Source organism: Nocardiopsis sp. NPDC057823 (genome assembly GCF_042797335.1).
Lineage (GTDB): Bacteria > Actinomycetota > Actinomycetes > Streptosporangiales > Streptosporangiaceae > Nocardiopsis > Nocardiopsis changdeensis.
In genome coordinates this window covers 50,367-72,500 of sequence record NZ_JBHVLR010000001.1, presented here as the reverse complement: position 1 = coordinate 72,500, position 22,134 = coordinate 50,367, and the positions used below count along the sequence as shown (strand labels likewise).

The window sequence follows — 22,134 nt, the reverse complement described above, 5'->3', positions numbered from 1 at the left end:
CTCTTCTCTCCTACCGGCGTTCGGAACGCTGGAGCTGGTTGAGCACCCGCATCCTGCGGGTGTTGGTGATGATGCCGGTCAGGGACACCACGAACGCGCTGATGGAGTCCGAGAAGTCCTCGATCCGCCACTCGCGCGGCCCGGTGTACCAGGCCAGGCCGTCGCCGGTCAGCTCCTCCGGGGTGAGGTCGCTCAGCGCCGCCTCGGCCAGGATGTGCGACCAGCGGTCGACGTCGTCGAAGATGACGGCGTAGGGCAGGTAGCGCGAGTAGAGCTCGACGCGCTGGCCGGGAGGGGCCGTCTGGGCGCGCGGGCTGAGCAGGTACCTCCGGAAGCCCATGGTGTGGGCGTACACCGAGCTGCCCAGCCTGGTCTTGGCGGGCATGTACTGGGCCCCGGCCGTGATGGCGGCGCCGGCGATGACCACCGCCAGGCCGGTGAAGGCGGCGGTGGTGAACACCGCCAGCACCACGGTGAGGACCACGCCGATCGCGGTGACCGCCATCCCGGCGGTGCTCCACAGGGTGCGCACCCGGCTGGGCGAGCGGACGAACCACTTGAGCCGCACCATGTCGCGGTACAGCTCCTCGCGGACCCGGTCGATGCGCGCCGGGAAGTCGGCGGAGGCGCGGGGCGAGCCGAGCTGGGACAGCTTCACCGTGGGGCGGTCGCCGAACAGGGCGTCCAGCAGCAGCCACTCCGAGGCCAGCAGGGTCTCGCCGGGCGGGCCGTCCAGGCGGACGAGCCGCCAGTCCACGGAGGTGAAGTGCTCGTGCGGCTGCTCCTCCAGGCGGATGTAGCCGCGCACGGCCAGGTCCAGGACGGTGGCGGTGAGGTCGGCGATGTCCACCCGCTCGTCGATCAGCGTGCCGATCTGGCCGGGGTGGACGTCGTCGGGCGGGGCGAACCGCACCCGGCCGTCCTCCTCCGTGAGGGGGGCGTGGTCGCCCGCCGCGGCCTCCCTGCGCAGGGCGCGCTCGTCGCGGCCGCGGACCCGGACGAGCACGGCCAGGCCGCCGACCAGGACGACCAGCAGCACCCCGAACACGCTCGCGGTGGCGGGTGTGACCTTGAAGGCCGAGGCCAGCGACCAGCGGCGGGTGAGGATGGGCTCGCCCTCGGCGGTGCCGGGCGGGTAGTTGACGACGATGTCCAGGCGGTCGGCGGGCTCCATGTCGGCCTGGAGGAAGTGCGCGACCGCGGACTCGGGCCCCATGTCGGAGGCGGTGCAGTACATGGCGCTGCGCGGCTCTCCGGCCAGGCAGGACAGCGCCTCGGGCGGCAGCGGGGCGGTGACGGTGACGTCGGTGGCGTCGACGGTGTGGCTGTAGGCGCCGATGGCGCGCCATTCCATCTGCACGCCCTGGGACACCCTGCTGACGGTCCCGCCGACCCGGTAGGTGAGGACGACCTCGTCCAGGCCGCGGGTGGGGATCTCCACCACGAGCGCGCCGTCGCGGTGCTCCACCACGGCGTCGAGCGCCCGCCCGTCGGGGCCGGCGACCTTCACCCCGTTGACCTCGAAGCGGCGGTCGTGCTCGGTGTCGTAGAGCATCGTCTCGGTGAGGCCGCGCACGAACACGTCGGGGGCCCCGCCCTCGAAGGCGATGGTCTCCTCGGCGTGCAGGACGCCCAGCGCGTCCAGTTCGAGCTCCACGGTGTTGGTGATCAGGGGGTCGTCGGCGCTCCGGGGCCCGGTGACGCTCGCACCGGCGGCCGGTACTGTGGTGGCCGGTGTCGCCACCGTCGCGGCGCGGGCCGCGTCCACCGCCCCCGCGGCGGGCGCCGCCGGCAACGAGGAGAACACGAACAGGGCCGCCGCAGCCGCGACGGCCTGGCGCCAGGAGCCGACCCACCACATGATGCGAGAGCCTATCCGGTCCCCCCGGCCCGCGACGTCCCCGGGCGGTCCGCGCACGGACCCCGCGCACCGGCGGGGGAGGAGAGCGGGAGGGTCCGGCCGGTGAGGGGCGGACCCCCGGTCGGGGACTGGTCGGAGCGGCCCGGGTTCTTCCAGCGGATGGGGATCGGGGTGTCGCTCACCCTGGGCACCGGGCTGGCGGCGGTCGCCCTGACCGGGTTCCTGGCCATCTCCGCGATGCTGCCGGGCGCGGACACCGCCTGGTCGCACCCGGCGGCCCTGGGGGACGTGACGGCCGAGGCCGACGACGCGGGCCCGTCCACGGGGGCGTCGACGCTCACCGACAACCCGCTCTACCTGGCCGGGGAGCTGGGCGAGGTCACCTGCGAGACCCCCGCGCTGGACGAGGAGGACCCGGAGTCGGTGGAGGGCTTCGTGCACACCCTGGCGGACTGCCTGGACCGGGCCTGGGGCTCCTACTTCGCGGACGCCGGGATGGAGTTCACCGCGCCCAACCGGGTGTACTGGTACACCGAGGGGCACAGCCCCTGCGGGGCGTTCCCGTCGGGGAACACGGCGGCGTTCTACTGCCAGGCCAACCGGGGCCTCTACCTGGGGGTGGAGGACATCGTGGAGGCGTCGGCGGGCAGCGACCGCCCGGAGGCGTACACGTTCGTCATCAGCCACGAGTACGGGCACCACGTGCAGGGGCAGTCGCGGATCCTTGCGGAGTTCCACTCGGCCCGGGCGGGGGTGCCGCGGGCCGAGGCCGACGAGCTGACCCGCCGCAACGAGCTCCAGGCCAACTGCCTGGGCGGGGTGTTCTTCGGGGCGGCCGAGGACCACCTGGGATTCGGTCCGCGGGGCCGGGAGAATATCCTCGACGACGTCGTCCGGCGCTCGGACCGGGGCCTGGGGCACACGCACGGCAGCGGGGAGAACGGCCGGCTGTGGACCGCGCACGGTATGGACCGGGTGGACCCGGGGGCGTGCAACACGTGGGACGCCCCCGAGGAGCTGGTGCGGTGACGGTGGCGGAGCGCGGACCGGTCCGGTCGGCGCGGTGAGGACGGGACGGTCGGCGGTGCCGGATTCGGGTGAGGCGGCCGCGGCGGAGCGGGCGCGGCGCACCGACCGCCGTGTGTTCACGATGGTCACCGGTCTGCTGGTGGCCCTGCTGGCGCTCACCCTGCTGTCGTGGACGACCGTCGAGGAGACCGGCGGCGGGGGCGCGGCGGACGCGTCCGGTGCCCCGTCCGTCTCCGACGGCGGGAGCGGGTGGCAGCCCTCGGGGGGCGGCCGCTCGGGGCCGCTGCCGGGCGCGGCGGAGGTGCCGGACCGGCCCGCGGGGCACGCGGCGCTGGTGGCCAACCCGCTGTACGGCACGGGGCGGCTGAGCCCGCGCCCGTGTCCGGCCCCGGAGCTGGACGTGGACGAGCCCGAGTCGATGGAGGCGTTCCTGCACTCCGTCGCGGACTGCCTGGACGACGCCTGGGAGACCCAGTTCGCGCGGGCGGGCATCCCGTTCACGCCGCCGCGCCGGGTGTTCTGGGACGAGCCGGGGGTGAGCCCCTGCCGCAGCTACCCGTCGCAGGCGGGGGCGTTCTACTGCCGGGCGAGCGCGAGCATCTACATCGGGGTCGCCGACGTGGTGGACAAGTGGAACGGGGCGCGCAACGGCGTCGTGTACGCCTCGCTGCTGGCCCACGAGTACGGGCACCACGTCCAGGGCGAGTCGGGGCTGCTGGAGTACTACCACGAGCAGCGGGACCTGGAACGGGGCCACGCGGCGCGCAACGGCTGGACGCGGCGCGGCGAGCTGCAGGCGAACTGCCTGGCCGGGGCGTTCCTGGGCTCGGTACGGGTGGGCTACCCGCTGACCGACGACGACCTGGACACCCTGCTCACGGACGCGGAGGCCACCGCCGACCGGGAGGGCGGCCCGGAGAGCGAGCGCACGCACGGCTCGGCGGAGAACAGCGTGCACTGGATGCTCACCGGCTGGGAGGAGCAGACCCCGGGCGCCTGCAACACCTGGGCCGTGGACGACCTCTCCCTGGTCGACTGACGCCGGCCGGGGCGGCCGCGCACCGCCGGAGGGCGGCGGCGGACCTGGTCGTCCACAGGACGGGCGGAGGCGCTGTCACGCGGCCACGGAGCGTGGCAGGATGCTGGCATGACGGATCACGTCGAGCCCCTCCGATCCCTCGACCCCCTCCCCGCCGCCCCTCCCGTCCCCCCGCCTCCCGGCTCCCCCGCCGCTGCGGAGCCGCCGCCCGCGACCGATCCCGGCGCGGACCCCGGCGGCGGACCCGCCTCCGGGCCCGTCCGCGGGCGGGTGGAGCTGCGCGTGCACGGGGTCAGCGGCGGCCAGGCCGAGGAACTGCTGGACGTCGAGCCCGCCATGCGGGTGGGCGGCGACCGGCTCGCCGGGTTCTTCCGCTGGCGCCGGGGCGCGGACACCGAGACCGTGCCCGGGGTGCGGCGGGAGATCTTCGCCTGGGGCAACCTCACCTCGGGCAGCTCCTCCCGCGCCTTCTGGCTGCTGCTGTTGCCGTTCATGCTGGTCAACGTGGCGTACTGGATGCGCCCGGGGCGGGCGACCCGCAACCTGCGCGGGGTGGCGCGGGTCGCCGACAACGTGTACGGGGCCGGGATGCGGCTGCTGGCGCTGTCCCTGACCGTGCTCATCACGGTGGCCGCCGCCGGGATCGGCGTGGACCTGCTCGGGTGGCAGTGCGCCGCCGGGCTGGGCGAGGAGTGCGCGCGGGCGCGGCCGTGGCTGTCCTTCTGGGCGTCGCCCGACTCGGTGCTGTCGGCGACCGGTCCGGCCCTGGCGGTGGGCTCGCTGGTCCCGCTGGCGGTGGTGGCGGTGCTGTGGCGGCTGTCGCGGCGCACCGCGGCCGACTACGAGGTGGTCTCCGCCCCGGCGCCGCCCGTGTACGATCCCGGGGCCCCGCTGAGCCACCCCGACCTGTGGCGCAACAGCGAGATCATGGCGCGGCTGCGGTCGGCGCACATCGCGGTGTCGCTGGGCGTGCTGGCGCTGCTGGTGTCGGTGCCCGCTCTGCTGTACGACGCGGCCGGCGGCCAGGCCCGCGCCTGGGGCGCGGTGCTGGTCGGGGCGCTGGGGGCGGTCGCGCTGGTGAGCGCGGCCAGTGTGCTCGTCCCCGGGGTGGACCCGCGGTGGAACGCACGGGCCGACCGCCTGTGCAGGCTGCTGCGCGACGCCACCCTGGTGCTGCTCGCCGCGACCGCGGTGTACGTGCTGTGGCCGCGCCCGGGGTGGTCCGCCCAGGGGCGGCTGCCCGGGCATGCGGCGGTGCTCAACGCCCTGTTCACCGTCCAGGTGGCGCTGGTGCTGCTGACCCTGGCGGCCGCGGTGGTGCTGTACGCCTCCGCCCGGGCGCACCGGGGGGCGGCGATGCGCGGGATGGCCGGGCCGGCCACGGCGGCGCTGGGCGCGCTGACCGGCGGGGCGTTCTCGGCCGCGGTGGTGTACCAGGGCGCGCAGTGGCTGAGCGGCTGCCGGGCGCTGTCCACCCCCGGGGCGGACTGCCTGCCGATGGAGACGCCCACCGTGTACTCCTGGCTTCAGCTGGCGATCGCGCTGGAGGCGGTGCTGGCGGTGGCCGCGGCGGCGGTGCTCGCGGTGCGGCTGCGGCGGGACACCCGCGCGCACGTGGCCTCGGTCACCGAGGACTACGAGCGCAGCGTGCGCGACCGGCGGACCTGGGACATCGCCCGGGCGCGGGCCCTGGGGCGGATGACCGAGGCGGTGCCCGGGGTGCTGGTGGCGCTGCTGCTCCCGGCTGTGGCGCTGGGCGCCCTGGTGCTGTACTCGATCCTGTCCGGGCACCTGACCCCCGGCGGCCCCGAGCCCGCCGCGGCGGCCGTGGCCGGGCGGGTGCGGGTGGTCGCCCAGGGGGCGGTGTCGGTGCTCATCGGCGCCGGGTCGCTGCTGGGCGGGGCGGCGCTGGTCGCCCTGGTGTGGATCGGCCGCAGCGCCTACCGGGACAGGCCGACCCGGCAGGCGGTGGGCGCCGTGTGGGACGTGGGCACGTTCTGGCCGCGGGTGGCGCACCCGCTGGCCCCGCCGTCCTACGCCGAGCGGGCGGTGCCGCAGCTGGTGGCGCGGGTGGCGCGGATGGCCCGCGAGGGCACCGCGGTGGTGCTGTCGGGCCACTCGCAGGGGTCGGTGCTGGCGGCGGCCACGGTGTGGCAGCTGCCGGACGACTGCCTGGGCCGGGTCGCGCTGATCACGCACGGCTCGCCGCTGGACCGGCTGTACGCGCGGTACTTCCCCGCGTTCTTCGGGCCGGAGCCGTTCGCGGACCTGAACGGCCGGGTGGCGGGGTGGCGCAACCTGTGGCGGACCACCGACGCCATCGCGGGACCGGTGCGGATGCGCTCGGGGACGGAGACCGCGGTGGTGGAGCCGGAGCGGCCGCTGCCCGACCCCCGCTCCTACGACGCGCTGCCGGGAGAGGCCCGGCGCCCGGAGATCCTGGGCCACTCCTGCTACACGGACGACCCGGCCTACTCCCAGGCGCTGCGCCGGATGCTCACGGAGCTGGAGAAGGCCTACCAGGGGCCGTAGGGGCCCTCGTTGCGGCCGCCGCCCACGCCCTTGACGGCGGGGCGCACGTCGAGCAGGAAGATGAGGGTGGCGACCAGGCACAGCAGGATGAAGAGCGAGACGTTGAAGAACACCGCCAGCGCGGAGAGGCCGGTGGCGACGCCGGTGAGGGTGACCCAGAGCTTCTTGGTCTGCTTGTCCATGATCTCGAAAGCCGCGGCCGGTGTCCGGAGTGCCTCGATCAGGGCGTACAGGCTGGCCACGAAGGTGACCAGGTAGATGACGTACCAGATCATTGCCACAACACACTCCCGACGACGCTCGTGAGGAACGGCGGGTCCGCCCGTCCTCCACGGTAAACGGCCCGGAGGCGCGAATCGTGCCCGGAGGCGGCCCCGCCCGGGGAAGGTCACACCGGCGCCGGGGAGGCGCCGTCCGCAGGGCCGCTCAGATGGTGATGTGCCACAGGCAGGTGACCGAGGCCAGCAGGAAGGCCGAGGCGCCCATGATGACGGCGCCCGCGTGGTAGGAGAGCTCGTCGTCGGGCCGCAGCAGGCGGTTGACCCGGCGCACCACCCCGGGCTCGGCCTCCTTGACCGCGGCCATGGCCCCGGCGGGCACCGGGGCGGGCCCGGCGGCGCCGAAGCGCAGCAGCGCCATGGCCAGCTCGCGGGACGAGCTGGTGCGGCGGGCCTGGTCGTCGGCGCACATCTCGATGAGCAGGGCGACGGTCTCGTAGTAGGTGCGCACCAGCCGCACCCGCGGGAAGGCGCGCTTGAGGGAGGAGAACGGCAGCAGCACCAGGTCGTGGCGCTCGCGGAGGTGGGCGTGCTCGTGGGCCAGGACGGCCGCCAGCTCGCGGTTGTCGAGTACGGCGAGGGCGCCCTCGCTGATCACGACCTGGGAGCGGAGCACGCCCGGAAGACAGTACGCGGCGGCGGCCGGGTGCTCGATGACCCGTGCGCCGGGGACGTCCGGGTGGTCGCGGGCCACGAGTTCGAGCAGGTCGTGGTGGCGTCGGCGAACCCGCACCACGTGTACGAAGGAGGAGACCAGGCCGTAGAAGAGCACCAGGGTGAGGACGGCGGCGAGCACGACGGCCAGCAGGTGCAGCACGCCCTGGACGCCCTGGGCGAGTTCGGCGAGGACCAGGCGCCCGGTGACGATGTCGGTGGCCAGGGCGAGCAGGCCGCCCGCGGCGCCGAGCCGGTACGAGGAGAGTCCGAAGGCCAGGAGCGCCCCGATGGTGGACACGCCCCAGGCGAGGCCGAGTGCCTGCCAGGTGATCACGGCCGTGTAGGGCCCGCGCGAGGGCCACTTCGCCCGGTGCAGGAGCGCCATGGCGACGAGGCAGCCGACCGCGACGAGTGAGAGGAGGGCGGCACTGACCATACGGACTAGTTCCTTGGCTGATCGATTTCCGCGAGTGCGCGCCGGAGCGCGTCCGCCTCCTTGCCGTCCATCGACTGGACGAAGGCGGCCAGGGCCGCGTCACGATCACCGGTCTGCCCGAGAGCGTCGAACATCAGCTCGGACACGTAGGCCTCCCGGCTGGCTGCCGGGCGGTACCGCCACGCGCGACCTTCGCGTGCCCGGGAGACGACCTTCTTCTTGGCCAGTCGGTCGAGCACGGTCATGACGGTCGTGTGAGCGAGATCCCGTTCGGCGAGCTCTCGACCGACCTCACGAACCGTCATTGGTTCATCTCGTGCCCACAGTACATCCATCACTGCACGTTCAAGTTCGCCGAGCCGATTCATGCCCTCGAGTCTACTTGCGGTCGTACTACGCACTGTCGTACCCCCACGTTAAATCGTGATGTCCCGCAGGGCAAGGGTTCTCCGTCCCCGGAACGAGGAGGACGACGTCCCTATTCCGCCCTTCGGCGCCGACGTGACCTGAGGGATCTGTGAGGCGATTCGCCTCCGGGCCGCCCCGCGGCCGCCGCGGGGTGCGATACTGCCGTCCCGCACAGGACCGTCCCGGAACCGGGGGAACGAGGGCCATGGGCACCCAGGAGCGCAGCCGGATCACCGTCGTCAAGGGCGACATCACCGAGCAGCGGGTGGACGCGATCGTCAACGCCGCCAACAGTTCCCTGCTGGGCGGCGGCGGGGTGGACGGGGCCGTCCACCGCAAGGGCGGCAAGGCGATCCTGGAGGAGTGCCGGGCGCTGCGGGCCTCCCGGTACGGCGGCGGCCTGCCCGTCGGGCGGGCGGTGGCGACCACCGCCGGGCTGCTGCCCGCCCGCTGGGTGATCCACACCGTCGGCCCGGTGTACAGCGCCACCGAGGACCGCTCCGCCCTGCTGGCCTCGTGCTACACCGAATCCCTGCGGGTGGCCGCCGGGCTGGGCGCCGAATCGGTGGCCTTCCCGGCGATCTCCACCGGGGTGTACCGGTGGCCGATGGAGGACGCCGCCCGGATCACCGCCGAGGCGCTGCACACCGCTCCGGTGCGGGTGCCGCTGATCCGGGTCGTACTGTTCGACGACGCGGCGCTCGCGGCCTTCCGGGACGCCTTCGACCCCTCCTGAGCGCGGCCCGGCGCGCGGCGGCCCGATCGTCGCCGCCGCGCGGTAGGAAGGTGGCGGGGACCCGCACCGGAGGAGGGCGAACATGGCACACGACTGGCAGCTCACCGTTGACTGCGCCGAACCGCACCGGATGGCCGCCTTCTGGTCGGCGGCGCTGGGCTACGAGGTGGAGGACCACCAGGACCTCATCGAGCGGCTGGCCGCCGACGGGGTCATCGAACCGGACGAGCACACCACCCTGGTCGGCGGCCGGCGGGCGTGGGTCACCGCGGCCGCCGTGCGCGACCGGCCCAGCGGCCGCCGCCTGCTGTTCCAGCAGGTGCCCGAGCCCAAGACCGTCAAGAACCGCTGGCACATCGACGTCAACGCGGGCCCCGAGCGGCTCGATGCCGAGGTCGAGCGCCTGGTGGGGCTGGGCGCGACGGTGGTGCGCACGGTCCGGGAGCCGGGGACGCACCACGTGGTGATGCTGGACGTCGAGGGAAACGAGTTCTGCGTCCAGTGACCCCCGGGGCTCAGGACCCCGGGGAGGCGATGGGCGGCGGGTAGTCGGCGCCCGGGCGCGGCGAGTCCCACGGGGTGTGCGCGGCGCGGCCGGGCAGGCCGGCCAGCTCGGGCACGTACCGGCGCACGTACACGCCCTCCGGGTCGAACCGCCGCGCCTGGCGCAGGGGGTTGAACGCCCTGTTCGGCCGGGTGTCGTTGCCGGTGCCGGCCACCCACTGCCAGTTGCCGTGGTTGTTCGCGACGTCCCCGTCCAGCAGGTGGTCGGCGAAGTGCCCGGCCCCGGCCCGCCAGTGGATCCCCAGGGTGCGGGTGAGGAACGCTGCGGTGATCATGCGGGTGCGGTTGTGCATGAACCCCTCGCTCAGCAGCTGGCGCATCCCCGCGTCCACGATGGGCACCCCGGTGCGGCCCTCCTTCCACGCCTCGAGCGCCGCGGGGTCGTCGCGCCACCGGGTGCCGCGGGGCCGGTAGTCGCGCACGGCGATGTCGGGGAAGGCCGCGGTGACCTGGTGGTGGAAGTCGCGCCAGGCGAGCTGGCGGACGAACTCGGCGCCGCCCGGCTCGTCCCGGGCGAGCGTCGCCGCCTCCAGCGCCGAGAGGCAGCCCATGCGCAGGTCGGCGGACAGGTGCGAGGTCGCCCCGGCGGGCAGGTCGTCGTGCCGTTGCGCGTAGTGCGCCAGGCCGCCGTCGAGCCAGGCGCGCAGCCGCCGCCGGGCGGCCTCCTCCCCCAGGGTGATCGGCCGTTCGGCGGCCTCTCCGCGCCCCTCGTCCAGGCGGGCGGGGATCTCCCCGGGGTCCACCCCGCCGGGAACCGGCACGGCCCCCGGGGCCGGGAGGACCGCCCGCCACGGGTGGGCCTCCCAGGCGCGCAGGTAGGGCGTGAACACCTTGTAGTGGTCGCCTCCGGCCGGGGTGACGTCCCCGGGCGGCACCACGGTCAGGCCCGGGTGGGAGACCACGTGCAGCCCGGCGGCGCGCAGCCGCTCCTCGCGTTGGGCGGCGGCCCGGGAGACACCCTCGGTGAGGTGGACGGTCCGGGCCCCCGCCTCCGCCGCCAGGGCCGCGACCTCCGCGGCGGTGTCGCCGCGCCGCACGACCAGGTCGCCGCCGCGGGCGCGCAGGTCCCCGCGCAGCCCGCGGAGGATGCCGGGCAGGGCACGGACCCGGTTGCGGGCCGAGCGGCCCAGGAGCACGGGGTCGAGCACGAACACCGGGAGCACGCGCCGGCCGTCGCGCAGGGCGGCGGTCAGGGCGGGGTGGTCGTGCAGGCGCAGGTCCTGCGTGAACAGGACGACGGCGTGTTCCATGACACACCATCCTCTCACTCTCCGCGAACGAATGAGACAGTGAGTGCACAGGTCGGCGACCGGTGACGGTCCGCCGCGGAAACGGGCAGGGGAAGTACATGGACACTGTCACTCCCGAAGCGGAGAAGGCCGGGGTCAGGCCCCGGATCGGGGCGTCGAGCTGCCTGCTGGGCGTTCCCGTTCGGTACAACGGCGGCCACTCGCGGTACCGCTTCCTCACCGATGAACTCGACCGTTACGTGGAGTGGACCGAGGTGTGCCCGGAGGCCGAGATCGGCCTGGGCACCCCGCGGCCCACCCTGCACCTCCAGCGCCGCGACGGCGGGGACCGGGTGATCTCCAGCGGAGACGGCTCGGACCGCACCGACGAGCTGGCGGGCATCGCCGACGCGCGGCTGGAGGAGCTGCGCGGCCTGGACGGGTACGTCCTCAAGAACAAGTCGCCCAGCTGCGGACTGCTGGGCCTTCCGGTGTTCAACGAGGAGAAGCAGCGGGTGGACGGCAAGGGGCGGGGGGCCTTCGCGGCCCGGCTCACCGAGCTGCTGCCCGACCTGCCGGTGGAGGAGCAGGGGAGGCTCTCGGACCCGGCGCTGCGCGAGGCGTTCGTGGAGAGGGTCTTCGCGCACGCACGGCTGCGCACGCTGTGGGAGTCCGGCTGGCGGCCCCGCGACCTGGTGGCCTTCCAGACGCGGCACAAGCTCCAGCTGATGGCCCACTCCCCCGAGGGGTACCGGGAGACGGGGCGGATCGTGGCCGGGGCCGGGAGCGCCGACCCGGAGGCGACGCGGCGCGACTACACGGAGGCGTTCAACCGGGCGCTCTCGGTGCGGGTGAGCCGCGGCAGGCACGCCAACGCGCTCCAGCACGCGTTCGGGATGATCAGCGACGGCCTGGACGACGCGCGCAGGCACGACCTGCTCGCTGCGATCGAGGACTACCGGGAGGAACGGGCCCCGCTCAGCCTGCCGGTGGCGCTGCTGCGCCACCACGGCGAGGCGGACGGGCCGGAGTGGCTGCGCGTGCAGACCTACCTGCGCCCCTACCCGGAGGACCTGCGGCTGCGGCACGCGCTGACGGTGTGACACCACCGTGGCCGAGGGCGCCGCGGAGGGTGCCTCCGTGGGCGGGCGTCCGCATTTCCCACACGAATTACACACGGGTGATTACCATGGGTGACACCCCTGGTTCTTCAGCGGGATGCCCCTGACCCCCGAGCCCCTCCGAGGCCACCGGTGTTCTCCACGTTCTCCCAGCGCGCCTTCGTACTCGTCTCCTCCGGCCTGGTCGCCGCGGCCGCCGCCGCGCTCGCCGCCCTGCCGCCCGAAGGACTCGTGGAACGGGTCGGCGCCCATCTGGGCCCCGACCCCGCCCTGGCGGGCAGCGCCCTGCTGCCGCCGCGGGAGAGCGGCCTGCCCGCCCCGCTCCCCCGGCCCGGCCAGGTCTCCGCCTGCGTCCAGTCCGCACCGGCGGAGGTCGTCACGATCCCCGACGAGACCGCGCCCGCGGGCGAACGGGAGCTGTGGATACGCAGACCGGTCGGCCCCGACAGCGCCGACCTGCCCGTGCTCTACCTGCTGCACGGGGCGGGCACCGACCACCGCGGCGCGGTGGACGGCGACGCCCGGGCCGCGCTGGACCGCGAGATGTGCCGCACCGGGGTGGAGTTCGTGGTCGCCGTGCCCGAGCGCACCGACGGGGCGCCCACCGTCCTCACCCGTGCCGCGGTACGCGCGGTCGAGGGCGCGCACGAGCGCCCGCGCACCCTGCGCGCGGTCGGCGGCGCCGACGACGCGGCGCCGGCCGCGGCCGCCTCCCGCCAGGTCTCCCAGGCGGTGCTGTGGAACCCCGCCGGCGGCGAGGTCGCCGAGCCCGTGGCCACCCGCCTCCTGCTGGTCGGCGGGGGCACCGGCCCCCTGGCCGACGCCCTGGCCGAGCGGGGTATGACGGTCGCCACCCACACCCCGGACGCGGATCACTCCGGGCACCGCTCCGCCGACCCGTGGGGGTCCGCACTGCCCGGAACCGTCGACTTCCTCGTGTCGGGCTGGACCACTACACCCTAGGAGCCGGGCCGTCAACACCCGCCCCCTCGGACCGTCCGCTCAGGAACACTGTGTACCTTCGTCGCTGTTGATGACAAAGGTGTGAACACGACCTGAGAGGACCGGCGGTGTCAGGAATCGTTCCCGTGGGAGGATCTGCGGCGCTTCCGTCCCGGGTGGCGACGGTCAGCCTGCACACCTCTCCGCTGGACCAGCCGGGTACCGGCGACGCCGGCGGCCTCAACGTCTACGTGGTCGAGGTGGCGCGGCGGCTGGCCGAGCGCGGCGTCGCCGTCGACGTGTTCACCCGAGCGACCTCCCCCGAGCTGCCCCCGGTGGTCGAGCTGGCCCCCGGGGTGTCCGTGCGCCACCTGGCCGCCGGACCCTACGGCCACCTCGACAAGAACACCCTCGCCGAGTACCTGTGCCCGTTCATCTTCGGGATGCTGCGCACGGAGGCCGACGACGAGCCCGGCCGCTACGACCTCGTGCACGGCCACTACTGGCTGTCCGGGAAGGCCGGCGTGGCCGCGGCCCGCCGCTGGAACGTGCCGCTGGTGCAGTCCATGCACACCATGGCGCGCGTCAAGAACGCCGCCCTGGCCGAGGGCGACCTGCCCGAGCCGGAGGCGCGGGTGCACGGCGAGGACCAGCTGGTGCACCAGGCCGACCGGCTCATCGCCAACACCTACGACGAGGCCCGCCAGCTCAAGGACCACTACGGGGCCCGGGACCCCCAGATCAGCGTGATCCCCCCGGGCGTGGACCTGGACGTGTTCACCCCGGGACCGCGCCGCGCCGCCCTGGAGCGGATCGGGCTGGCCCCGGACACCGAGCTGCTGCTGTTCGTGGGCCGGGTGCAGCGCCTCAAGGCACCGGACGTGCTCGTCCGCGCCGCCGCCCACCTGATCGAACGCGACCCGTCGCTGCGCTCGCGCCTGGTCGTGGGCGTGGTCGGCGGGCTGTCCGGCGGCGGCATGCGCGAACCCCGGATGCTGGCCGACCTGGCGCGGTCCCTGGGCGTCGCCGACGTGATCCGCATGGAGCCGCCGCAGTCGCGCGAGCGCCTGGCCGACTACTACCGGGCCGCCACGGCGACGGTCGTGCCCTCGCACTCGGAGTCGTTCGGGCTGGTGGCGGTGGAGTCGCAGGCCTGCGGCACCCCCGTGGTGGCCGCCCGGGTGGGCGGACTGACCACGGCCGTCGGCGACCGGTCGGGGATCCTGGTGGACGGGCACGACCCGGCCGACTACGCGGCGGTGCTGCACCGGTTGATCACCGAGCCCGCCCGGCGTGACAGGCTGGCGGAGGCGGCCCCGGCGCACGCCGCCACCCTGGGCTGGGACCGGACGGTGGACGACCTGCTCGACGTGTACCGCGCGAGCATCACCCCGTACACGGCGCCCGCGGGGCTGTCGCTGGCCGCCGCGCGCTGACGCGCGGCGCGGTAACGGGAGGAACGGGACGACGTGGGAGAACGAACGGCGCGCACGGCGGCGATCGAGGCGATCGCCCTCGCGGTGGCGGAGGCCGGCCTGGAGGTGGAGCGCCCCCGCGAGGGGTCGTTCCTGGTGACCCTGCCGGGCAAGGCCAGGCTCAAGACCCTGGTGTGGCTGGAGGCCGGACCGCACAGCCTCACCCTCACCTCGTTCTTCTGCCGTCAGCCGGACGAGAACCACGCCGGGTTCTACCTGTGGCTCATGCGCAAGAACTCCGACATGTACGGGATGGCGTTCGCGGCCGACGAGGTCGGCGACGTGTACATCCGCGGGCGGCTACCGCTGGAGGGGGTCACCCCCGACGAGGTGGACCGGCTGCTGGGCTGTGTGCTCACCTACTCCGACGAGAACTTCAACGGCGCGCTGGAGCGGGGGTTCGCGTCCGCGATCCGCAAGGAGTGGCGCTGGCGCGCGGAGCGCGGCCACGACATGCGCAACCTGCGCGCGTTCGCCCACCTCGCCCCCGAGGACCACGCGGGCTGAGCGGGCTGAGCGGGGCGGCGCGGCACCCGCGGCACCCGCGGGATCCCGGGGCCGTGGGGCAAGCGCCTCCCCCGGGCCGGGGCGCGTTCACCGCCAGGCACTAGGCTTTGCCCCATGGGAACTCTGGTACTGCTCCGACACGGTGAGAGTGTCTGGAACGCGAAGGGCCTGTTCACCGGTTGGGTGGACGTGGACCTGTCGGCCGCCGGCGAGGCCGAGGCGCGCCGCGGCGGCGAGCTGCTCAAGGAGGCCGGCCTGACGCCGGACGTCCTGCACACCTCGCTGCTCAAGCGGGCCATCCGCACGGCGAACCTCGCGCTGGAGACCGCCGACCTGCACTGGCTCCCGGTGCGGCGCAGCTGGCGGCTCAACGAGCGCCACTACGGCGCCCTCCAGGGCAAGGACAAGGCGCAGACGCGCGAGGAGTACGGCGACGAGCAGTTCATGATCTGGCGCCGCTCGTACGACACCCCGCCGCCGCCGATCGCCGACGACGACCCGTACTCGCAGGCCGGGGACGCCCGGTACGCGGACCTGCCGCCGGAGCTGCTGCCGCGCACCGAGTGCCTCAAGGACGTGCTCGACCGGGCGCTGCCGTACTGGTACGACCAGATCGTGCCGGACCTGGCCGCCGGCGGGACCGTGCTGGTGACGGCGCACGGCAACTCGCTGCGCGCGCTGGTCAAGCACCTGGACGGGATCGACGACGCCACGATCGCCGGGCTCAACATCCCGACGGGCATCCCGCTGGTGTACGACCTGGACGACGAGTTCAAGCCGAAGGTCCCCGGCGGCACCTACCTCGACCCGGAGGCCGCGAAGGCCGCCATCGAGGCGGTCGCCAACCAGGGCAAGAAGTAGCACCCACCGTTTCCCGTGCCCGCGCCCACGGGGGGCGCGGGCACCGTCGTGTCCGGGCCCCGCGGCGGGCTCAGTAGACCAGGGGCCTGGCGCCGTCGGCGGTGATCTCCTCCACGAAGGCGGCGGCCCCGGCGATGCGGGCCCCCTCCAGGAGGTCGTCCTCGGTGAGGCCGCGCCGGGCCGCGCACTGGGTGCACACGGTCACGCTCCCGGCCGCCAGGACGCCCGCCAGCAGGTCGGCGAGCGGGGCGGCATGCGGGAGGGAGAACTCCTCGGCCCGGCCCGGGACGGCGAACCAGGAGGCCTCGCCGGTGAGCCAGAGGGAGACGGGCACGCCGGAGGCCACGGCGGTGGCGGCGACGGTGAAGCCCTGGTTGCAGCGTTCGGGGTCGTCGGCACCGGCCGTGACCTTGATCACTAGGGAAGGGGGCATGGCCGCCAGCCTATCGGGCGCTCACAGCCCCAGCAGGACCAGGAGCACCCCGGACAGGGCCGTCACCGCGAAGGCGACCGTGACCAGCAGCGCCTCGCGGCGGCGCGGGGAGGCGTGCCGGGGCCCCTCGACCACGCCGTGTTCGACGGTGAGGGCGCCGTCGCTCGGCGCCGTCAGGACGATGCGGCCGTCCCGGGCCCGCAGCTCACCGGTGACGCGCACGCGCGCGCCGGGCCGGATGACCCACTCGCGGTACTCGAACTCGATGGTCTCGCCGCGGAACACCCCGGAGATGCGCCCGCGCACCCGGGGCAGCAGGTCGTCGGCGGGCGAGGCGACCCCGGGCTGGGGGCGGCCCACGACGCGCTTCAGGCACAGCTCGGCGTCCCGGGGGCGGGGGGCGTCGCGGGGGTCGACGAAGATCCGCTCGCCGTCCAGCGGCCGCCCCTCGGCGACCAGGCCGAACAGGTCCTCGGAGCCGTAGTCGGCGATGGAGTCGCAGGTGCGCTCCTGCACCGCGCCCTCCTGCTGGAGGGGCAGGTAGTGGCGGAGGACCTCGTGGCCGTGCCAGACGCACTCCACGCCGGCCAGCCCGGAGGCGACCGCCCCGGCGGGCCCGGGGGCGGCGATCCCGGTGAGCGTGACGCGCTGCCCGTTCCGGGCGGCCAGGGCCGCCGGCTCCAGCCTGGCCAGCCCCAGCTGGCGACGCCAGCGGCGCAGGGCCAGGGCCGCGAGCGGAAGCAGGACCAGCGCGGCCACGAGCAGCACAGAACCGATCACCAGTAACACAGGCCGCCCCTTTGACGCGCTTCGGAGGTAGGGACGCGGGCGGGTCGTCACGCGCCCCGTGGACACGCCGCGTCGTCCACCATCTTTACCAGTTCTCCGAGAAAGCGGGGCCAATTGGGCATGTCCAGTCGGCTACCCCGGAATGGCGGTGGCGGCCCCACTGCCGGGGGCCGCTACGCTCTGGTGTCATGCACGATGATGTACACCCCGATCTGGCGAAACTGTCCTTCCTGCTCGGCCGCTGGGAGGGCGTCGGCGTCGCCGGATACGCCGACGAGGAGGAGTTCCAGTTCGGCCAGGAGATCGTGTTCGAGCACAGGCCGGACCTGCCCTACCTGGAGTACCGCAGCTCGGCCTGGCGGATGAACGCGGACGGGACCCTGGGCGACCTGGTCACCGAGGAGTCCGGCTACTGGCGGGCGCTGTCGGAGGAGGACACGGCCAACCGCGAGGAGGGCGCCCCGGTGATCCACCTGGAGGTGCTCATCACGCACAACGAGGGCTTCCTCGAGTCGTACGCGGGCAACGTCTTCGCGAACCGGGTGGAGATGGCCACGGACGCGGTGCTGCACACCTCCACCGGCCTGGACGTGACGGCCTCGCACCGGCTCTACGGCCTGTTCGGCGACAACCGGGAGACCCTGGGCTACGCCTGGGACCTGGCGGCGCGCGGCCACTCGCTGCGCTCGTACATGTCGGCCCAGCTCAAGCAGGTCGGCAAGGGCGCGGAGGAGCGCTAGCGGAACACGGGGCCGGGGCCCGGAAAAAGAGAAACGGACCCCGGGCCACTTCCCGCCGGTGTGGGCGGGGCCGGTCGGACCATCTCCGGCGGCCCGGGATCCGGGTGTCCGTTGGGATTCGCTGCGAACGAACGTCGCGCGAACGCGAGCTCGTCCTAGCGGACGGCCACCTCGCCAGTCCTAAAAGACTTCATCTTCTGGACCACCTCCTTTCCTGCGTGACACCGAAGGTACGTCCTGTGGGACCCTCGGGGCAAATGTTTTTTCTGTCGGAGAAACCGCAGGTCAGAGACTTGTTTTCGGTCGCCCCGGCGGATGGATAGTCTCGGGGTATGACTTCGCCGCTGCTGAGCACACCGGGCGCCGTGGGCGCCGACTCCCCCGACTCCGGGGTCGCCGCGCACTACGGCGACCCGGCCCACGAGGGCCGCGCCATCGAGCGGTCGAGCGCGTGGGTGGACCGGAGCAACCGGGGCGTGGTGACGGTGACCGGCCCCGACCGGCTCACCTGGCTGAACGACCTCACCAGCCAGCTCACCCGCGGGCTGGCCCCCGGGACCGGCACCGAGGCGCTGGTCCTGGACACGCAGGGGCACCTGCGCCACCACCTGTCTCTGGTGGACGACGGCACCACGACGTGGATCCACACCGAGCCCGGCGAGGGCGCGGCCCTGGCGAAGTTCCTGGACTCGATGCGGTTCATGCTGCGGGTCGAGGTGGCGGACCTGGGCGGGGAGCGCGCCGTGCTGACCCTGGTGGGCCCGGAGGCGGCGCGGGCGCTGGAGTCCGTCGACCTGGACGGCGTCCCGGTGCGCGTCTCGCCGGACGGGACCGACCTGTTCCTGCCCGCCGACCGGCTGACGGCGGTCGCCGAGGCGCTGACGGCCGCCGGGACCCGGCCCGCCGGGATGTGGGCCTATGAGGCGTACCGGATCGAGCACCACCGGGTGCGCCCGGGGCTGGACACCGACGAGCGCACCATCCCGCACGAGGTGGACTGGGTGGGCGACGCGCGGCCGGTGGCCCTGGACAAGGGCTGCTACCCGGGCCAGGAGACGGTGGCCCGCGTGCACAACCTGGGCAGGCCGCCGCGGCGGCTGGTCATGCTGCACCTGGACGGCACCGCCGAGCGGCTGCCGGCGGTGGGCTCCCCCATCGAGCTGGACGGCCGGACCGTCGGTCGGGTGGGCACCTCGGCCCGCCACCACGAGCTGGGGCCCATCGCCCTGGGGGTCGTCAAGCGGTCCGCGCCGACCGACGCCGACCTGCTGGTGGAGGGGATCGCCGCGGGCCAGGAGGTCGTGGTGGACCCGGACACCGGCGCCAACGCCAAGATCGACCTGCGCCGCCGCCCCCGCTAGGGCGTGTTCGGTGGATGCTTTCGAGCGTTTCGGCGCTTGCGCCGAATGCCGGGAGCGGCCGCGAGGCGATCTCTCGCAAGACGACCAGCGCAGGTCAGCCCGGGTTCGGCTGTCCAAGCGCAGGCGGCGCGGCGAGAGGAGGCCTCACGGCCGCGACCCGGAATGATCCGCCGAACACGCCCTAGGCGCCGGACCGACTCTTCCCCTGAGTACCTTCTTCCCCCCGAGAGGTAGGGACGGTGTCCCTGAGGCCGTGGATGCTGGTGGTGCGGCTGCTGCTGGAGCTGACCGCCCTGGTGGCTCTGGGCTGCGCGATGTGGGCCCTGCTGCCGGACCTGCGCTGGGTCGCGCCGTTCGCCGTGCCGCTGCTGGCGGCCGCCGCCTGGGGGGTGTTCGCCGTCCCCGGCGACCCGTCCAGGTCGGGCCGCGCACCGGTCGCGGTGCCGCGGCCGGTGCGGCTGCTGGTGGAGTGGGCGGTGCTGTTCGGCGCCGCCGCCGCGCTGGCGGCCGCCGGGGCCGTGACCGCGGCGCTGGCGCTCACCGGGGTGCTGGTGGTGTACCACCTGTGCGCCTACGACCGGGTCCTGTGGCTGCTGGCCCTACGGGAGCCCGCCGCCCGCAACGGGCTCAGCCCGGGGTGATGGGGGCGACCCCGCCGAGCATCACCTCGGAGAACTCCGTGCCGACGGGCGCCGTGAGAACGACGTAGCTGGTGACGGTGGTACCGGGGTTGATCTCGTCCCACAGGTAGTCCCAGGCCACCGTGAACTCCGCCTCGGCGTCGTTGACGAACTCCTTGCCGTCCGTGGTCAGGGCGGTGGTCCCCGCGGTGTCGAAGACCGCCGGACCGCTTCCCTCGTTCGTGACGTGGAGCCGGTAGATGTGGTACTCCATCCCGGACGGTGCGGTGGCGTGGGTGCCCATACCGTCCGTGATGCTCGTGTCCGTGTAGCAGGTGTCCACCACGACGTGGAACGGGCCGAAGGCGGTGGACGCCCCGGTGTAGGCCGACGGCGGGACGCCCTCCGTGTGCGGGCCCGCGCTGTCCTGTCCGTCCTCGGCCCCCTGCGGCCCGGAGCCCTCCGTTCCGGGCTCCGGCGGGCCGGGTTCGGCGGACTCCGGGTCCGGCGGCCCGTCGGGCTCCTCCTCGGCGGCGGGCGGTCCGGGATCCCGCGGAGCGGGTTCCTCCCCCACGGTCACCCGCACGGTCGGGAGCGTTGAGGCGGTGAGGGCGGCCACGGTCGCGGTGCAGCCCGCTCCGGCGATGAGCACCGCGACGGGGATCGCGGCGACGCGGAGTACGCCGCCCGATCCCCGTCGCCGGTCATTGGCATCCATACCAATGTGACGCTCAACACATTTTGTTCATTCCGGCCGCTTCCGGCCGTCAAGGTCTCAGACGGTCAGCACGATCTTGCCGCGGGTCCGCCCCTCCTTGCTCAGCCGCCACGCGCGGGCGGCCTCCGCCAGGGGCAGCTCGTGCTCGACGTGCACGGTCAGGACACCGGCGTCGGCCATGCCGGCCAGCTCGACCAGGTCCTCGGAGGAGGGCCGCACCCACAGGTAGTGGCCGCCGAACCGCTGCACCTCCGCGTCGGCGATGGAGACCACCCGCCGGGCGCCGCCGGTCAGGGGCAGGCTCTGCTCGGCCACGCCCCCTCCGACGAAGTCCAGCACCGCGTCCACCCCGGCGGGGGCCAGCGCGCGGACGCGCCGCACCAGGCCCTCCCCGTAGGTCACCGGCTCCGCCCCCAGCGAGCGCAGGAAGTCGTGGTTGCGCTCGCTCGCGGTGCCCAGGACGCGGGCGCCCAGCGCCCGGGCGATCTGCACCCCGAGTGAGCCCACACCGCCCGCGGCCGCGTGGACCAGCACCGTGTCGCCCTCGCGGACCTCCGCCCGGCGCAGCGCCTGGAGGGCGGTGAGGCCCGCCAGGGGCGCCCCGGCCGCCTGTGCCCAGGACATCGACGCCGGCTTGGGGGCGAGCAGGCGCACGCTCGCCGAGACCCGTTCGGCGTAGGCGCCGTTCTGCGCCCAGTCCTTGCGGATGTAGCCGAAGACCTCGTCGCCCACCCGGTACTCGGGCACGTCGAAGCCGACCGCCTCGACCACCCCGGCCACGTCCCACCCCGGGACCATGGGGAACCCGGCCTCCATGACCGGGTCCAGCCCGCCCGCGGCGAGCTTCCAGTCGACGGGGTTGACCCCCGCCGCCCGCACACCGATCAGGACCTCGGCCGGGGCCACCTTGGGCTCGGGCAGTTCCACCTCCCGCAGGGAGTCCTCCGTGCCGTACTGCTGCAACGCCATCGCCTTCATGGAGGCGACCCTAGCCGCCCGCGGCCGCGAACCCGCCCGGGCGCGCCGCCCGGACACGGGGACGGCCCGGCGGGTCCCCCGCCGGGCCGTCGGTGCCGCGGGGCGTCCGTCAGGACAGCGCGGCGGCGAGGCGCTCCTCGTGCAGGCGCTCGCCCCAGGCCGGGGGCAGCGGCGCCAGCTGGCCGACGCGCCAGCGCAGCAGCAGGTCGGCCAGCTGCGGGTTGCGCGGCAGCGCGGGGCCGTGCAGGTAGGTGCCCAGCACCTGGCCCTGGTAGGCGCCCTCGGTGCGGTCGTCGTTGCCGATACCGCGGACCGTGGTGGACAGCGGCCGGGCCGACGGCCCGATCGCGGTGCGGCCCTGGTGGTTCTCGAAGCCGGTGATGCGGCCCACCCCCAGGGACGGGTCCACGTCCGCGACGATCTCGCCGACGGCGCGCGTCTGGCCGCGGCCGCTGCGGATGTCGAGGATGCCGATGCCCGGCAGCGGGTTGGCCTCGTCGTCGCCGTAGCTCTCGCCGATGATCTGGTACCCGGCGCAGACCGCGAAGACGCAGGCGCCGCGGGCGGCGGCGCGGGCCAGGCCGCCGTCGGCGCGCAGGCGCTCGGCCGCCAGGATCTGCGGGCGGTCCTCACCGCCGCCGAGCAGGTAGATGTCGCCCTGCTCGGGCACCCGGTCGCTGGAGTGGATGTGCACGATCTCGGTGGGGATGCCGCGCAGCTCGGCCCGCCGCTGCAGGATGAGGACGTTGCCGCGGTCGCCGTAGGTGCTCAGCAGGTCGGGGTAGATCCACACGATCCGCAGTGCGCTGGTGTTCGTCAT

Annotated in this window: 23 protein-coding genes; 13 read left to right on the top strand and 10 right to left on the bottom strand. The window is 74.4% G+C overall.

The window, feature by feature from the left end:
• Nucleotides 1–10: 10 nt before the first annotated feature.
• Nucleotides 11–1,861, bottom strand: coding sequence for a DUF2207 domain-containing protein (locus ACFVNO_RS00350; RefSeq protein ID WP_378888044.1), 1,851 nt, complete (start codon nt 1,859–1,861; stop codon nt 11–13).
• Nucleotides 1,862–2,020: 159 nt separating this feature from the next.
• Between ACFVNO_RS00350 and ACFVNO_RS00345 the strand changes: the two genes are divergently transcribed.
• The 3 genes from ACFVNO_RS00345 to ACFVNO_RS00335 all read left to right on the top strand — a co-directional run bounded on the left by ACFVNO_RS00345 (nt 2,021) and on the right by ACFVNO_RS00335 (nt 6,461).
• Nucleotides 2,021–2,890, top strand: coding sequence for a neutral zinc metallopeptidase (locus ACFVNO_RS00345; RefSeq protein ID WP_378889151.1), 870 nt, complete (start codon nt 2,021–2,023; stop codon nt 2,888–2,890).
• A 55-nt stretch (nt 2,891–2,945) separates the two neighbouring features.
• Nucleotides 2,946–3,929 (top strand): neutral zinc metallopeptidase, encoded by a 984-nt coding sequence (locus ACFVNO_RS00340; protein WP_355267433.1) that lies wholly within the window; start codon nt 2,946–2,948, stop codon nt 3,927–3,929.
• Between the two features lie 108 nt (nt 3,930–4,037).
• Nucleotides 4,038–6,461, top strand: coding sequence for a hypothetical protein (locus tag ACFVNO_RS00335; protein ID WP_378888041.1), 2,424 nt, complete (start codon nt 4,038–4,040; stop codon nt 6,459–6,461).
• Here the strand turns inward: ACFVNO_RS00335 and ACFVNO_RS00330 are convergent.
• The 3 genes from ACFVNO_RS00330 to ACFVNO_RS00320 all read right to left on the bottom strand — a co-directional run bounded on the left by ACFVNO_RS00330 (nt 6,446) and on the right by ACFVNO_RS00320 (nt 8,200).
• Nucleotides 6,446–6,736, bottom strand: coding sequence for a DUF2516 family protein (locus ACFVNO_RS00330; protein ID WP_220565485.1), 291 nt, complete (start codon nt 6,734–6,736; stop codon nt 6,446–6,448). The two genes, ACFVNO_RS00335 and ACFVNO_RS00330, sit on opposite strands and share 16 nt — an antisense overlap.
• A 151-nt stretch (nt 6,737–6,887) precedes the next feature.
• A complete protein-coding gene (locus ACFVNO_RS00325; protein WP_355267439.1) occupies nt 6,888–7,832 on the bottom strand; it encodes a M56 family metallopeptidase in 945 nt (314 codons plus the stop codon).
• A 5-nt stretch (nt 7,833–7,837) separates the two neighbouring features.
• Nucleotides 7,838–8,200: a BlaI/MecI/CopY family transcriptional regulator gene (locus tag ACFVNO_RS00320; RefSeq protein WP_220564598.1), complete on the bottom strand. Its 363-nt coding sequence runs from the start codon at nt 8,198–8,200 to the stop codon at nt 7,838–7,840.
• A 245-nt stretch (nt 8,201–8,445) separates the two neighbouring features.
• Between ACFVNO_RS00320 and ACFVNO_RS00315 the strand changes: the two genes are divergently transcribed.
• Nucleotides 8,446–8,976, top strand: coding sequence for an O-acetyl-ADP-ribose deacetylase (locus ACFVNO_RS00315; protein WP_355267657.1), 531 nt, complete (start codon nt 8,446–8,448; stop codon nt 8,974–8,976).
• An 82-nt stretch (nt 8,977–9,058) separates the two neighbouring features.
• Nucleotides 9,059–9,481 (top strand): VOC family protein, encoded by a 423-nt coding sequence (locus ACFVNO_RS00310; protein WP_378888036.1) that lies wholly within the window; start codon nt 9,059–9,061, stop codon nt 9,479–9,481.
• Nucleotides 9,482–9,491: 10 nt separating this feature from the next.
• Here ACFVNO_RS00310 and ACFVNO_RS00305 read toward each other — a convergent pair whose 3' ends face one another.
• Nucleotides 9,492–10,790 (bottom strand): deoxyribodipyrimidine photo-lyase, encoded by a 1,299-nt coding sequence (locus ACFVNO_RS00305; RefSeq protein ID WP_355267663.1) that lies wholly within the window; start codon nt 10,788–10,790, stop codon nt 9,492–9,494.
• A 98-nt stretch (nt 10,791–10,888) separates the two neighbouring features.
• Here ACFVNO_RS00305 and ACFVNO_RS00300 point away from each other — a divergent pair, with 98 nt between their 5' ends.
• The 5 genes from ACFVNO_RS00300 to ACFVNO_RS00280 all read left to right on the top strand — a co-directional run bounded on the left by ACFVNO_RS00300 (nt 10,889) and on the right by ACFVNO_RS00280 (nt 15,675).
• The gene (locus ACFVNO_RS00300) at nt 10,889–11,872 is read left to right on the top strand and encodes a DUF523 and DUF1722 domain-containing protein (RefSeq protein WP_355267666.1); all 984 of its coding nucleotides are present in this window, start codon (nt 10,889–10,891) and stop codon (nt 11,870–11,872) included.
• A 150-nt stretch (nt 11,873–12,022) separates the two neighbouring features.
• Nucleotides 12,023–12,853 (top strand): esterase, encoded by an 831-nt coding sequence (locus ACFVNO_RS00295; protein ID WP_355267669.1) that lies wholly within the window; start codon nt 12,023–12,025, stop codon nt 12,851–12,853.
• 107 nt (nt 12,854–12,960) lie between these two features.
• A complete protein-coding gene (gene mshA, locus ACFVNO_RS00290) occupies nt 12,961–14,268 on the top strand; it encodes a D-inositol-3-phosphate glycosyltransferase (RefSeq protein ID WP_355267671.1) in 1,308 nt (435 codons plus the stop codon).
• 33 nt (nt 14,269–14,301) lie between these two features.
• The gene (locus ACFVNO_RS00285; RefSeq protein ID WP_355267674.1) at nt 14,302–14,814 is read left to right on the top strand and encodes a YbjN domain-containing protein; all 513 of its coding nucleotides are present in this window, start codon (nt 14,302–14,304) and stop codon (nt 14,812–14,814) included.
• 114 nt (nt 14,815–14,928) lie between these two features.
• The gene (locus ACFVNO_RS00280) at nt 14,929–15,675 is read left to right on the top strand and encodes a phosphoglyceromutase (RefSeq protein ID WP_220564590.1); all 747 of its coding nucleotides are present in this window, start codon (nt 14,929–14,931) and stop codon (nt 15,673–15,675) included.
• A gap of 70 nt (nt 15,676–15,745) precedes the next feature.
• On the opposite strand, the gene ACFVNO_RS00275 is transcribed toward ACFVNO_RS00280, so the two are convergent.
• Both ACFVNO_RS00275 and ACFVNO_RS00270 read right to left on the bottom strand, forming a co-directional pair.
• Nucleotides 15,746–16,108 (bottom strand): DsrE family protein, encoded by a 363-nt coding sequence (locus ACFVNO_RS00275; RefSeq protein ID WP_220564589.1) that lies wholly within the window; start codon nt 16,106–16,108, stop codon nt 15,746–15,748.
• Between the two features lie 21 nt (nt 16,109–16,129).
• Complete coding sequence (locus ACFVNO_RS00270; RefSeq protein WP_378888027.1) at nt 16,130–16,897, bottom strand: GIDE domain-containing protein; 768 nt, start codon at nt 16,895–16,897, stop codon at nt 16,130–16,132.
• Between the two features lie 188 nt (nt 16,898–17,085).
• Here ACFVNO_RS00270 and ACFVNO_RS00265 point away from each other — a divergent pair, with 188 nt between their 5' ends.
• The 3 genes from ACFVNO_RS00265 (at nt 17,086) to ACFVNO_RS00255 (ending at nt 19,639) form a co-directional block, all read left to right on the top strand.
• Nucleotides 17,086–17,637, top strand: coding sequence for an FABP family protein (locus ACFVNO_RS00265; protein WP_355267681.1), 552 nt, complete (start codon nt 17,086–17,088; stop codon nt 17,635–17,637).
• A gap of 332 nt (nt 17,638–17,969) precedes the next feature.
• Nucleotides 17,970–18,998 carry a folate-binding protein YgfZ gene (locus tag ACFVNO_RS00260; protein ID WP_355267684.1) on the top strand — a complete coding sequence of 343 codons (1,029 nt, stop codon included), beginning with the start codon at nt 17,970–17,972 and terminating at the stop codon, nt 18,996–18,998.
• A 239-nt stretch (nt 18,999–19,237) separates the two neighbouring features.
• On the top strand, nt 19,238–19,639 hold the full coding sequence (locus ACFVNO_RS00255; RefSeq protein WP_355267687.1) for a DUF2568 domain-containing protein: 402 nt from the start codon (nt 19,238–19,240) through the stop codon (nt 19,637–19,639).
• Here ACFVNO_RS00255 and ACFVNO_RS00250 read toward each other — a convergent pair.
• The 3 genes from ACFVNO_RS00250 to ACFVNO_RS00240 form a co-directional block, all read right to left on the bottom strand.
• Nucleotides 19,626–20,336, bottom strand: coding sequence for a DUF4352 domain-containing protein (locus ACFVNO_RS00250; RefSeq protein ID WP_378888022.1), 711 nt, complete (start codon nt 20,334–20,336; stop codon nt 19,626–19,628). The two genes, ACFVNO_RS00255 and ACFVNO_RS00250, sit on opposite strands and share 14 nt — an antisense overlap.
• Before the next feature lie 57 nt (nt 20,337–20,393).
• The gene (locus ACFVNO_RS00245) at nt 20,394–21,314 is read right to left on the bottom strand and encodes an NADP-dependent oxidoreductase (protein WP_378888019.1); all 921 of its coding nucleotides are present in this window, start codon (nt 21,312–21,314) and stop codon (nt 20,394–20,396) included.
• A 109-nt stretch (nt 21,315–21,423) separates the two neighbouring features.
• Nucleotides 21,424–22,134, bottom strand: coding sequence for a type 1 glutamine amidotransferase (locus ACFVNO_RS00240; RefSeq protein WP_378888016.1), 711 nt, complete (start codon nt 22,132–22,134; stop codon nt 21,424–21,426).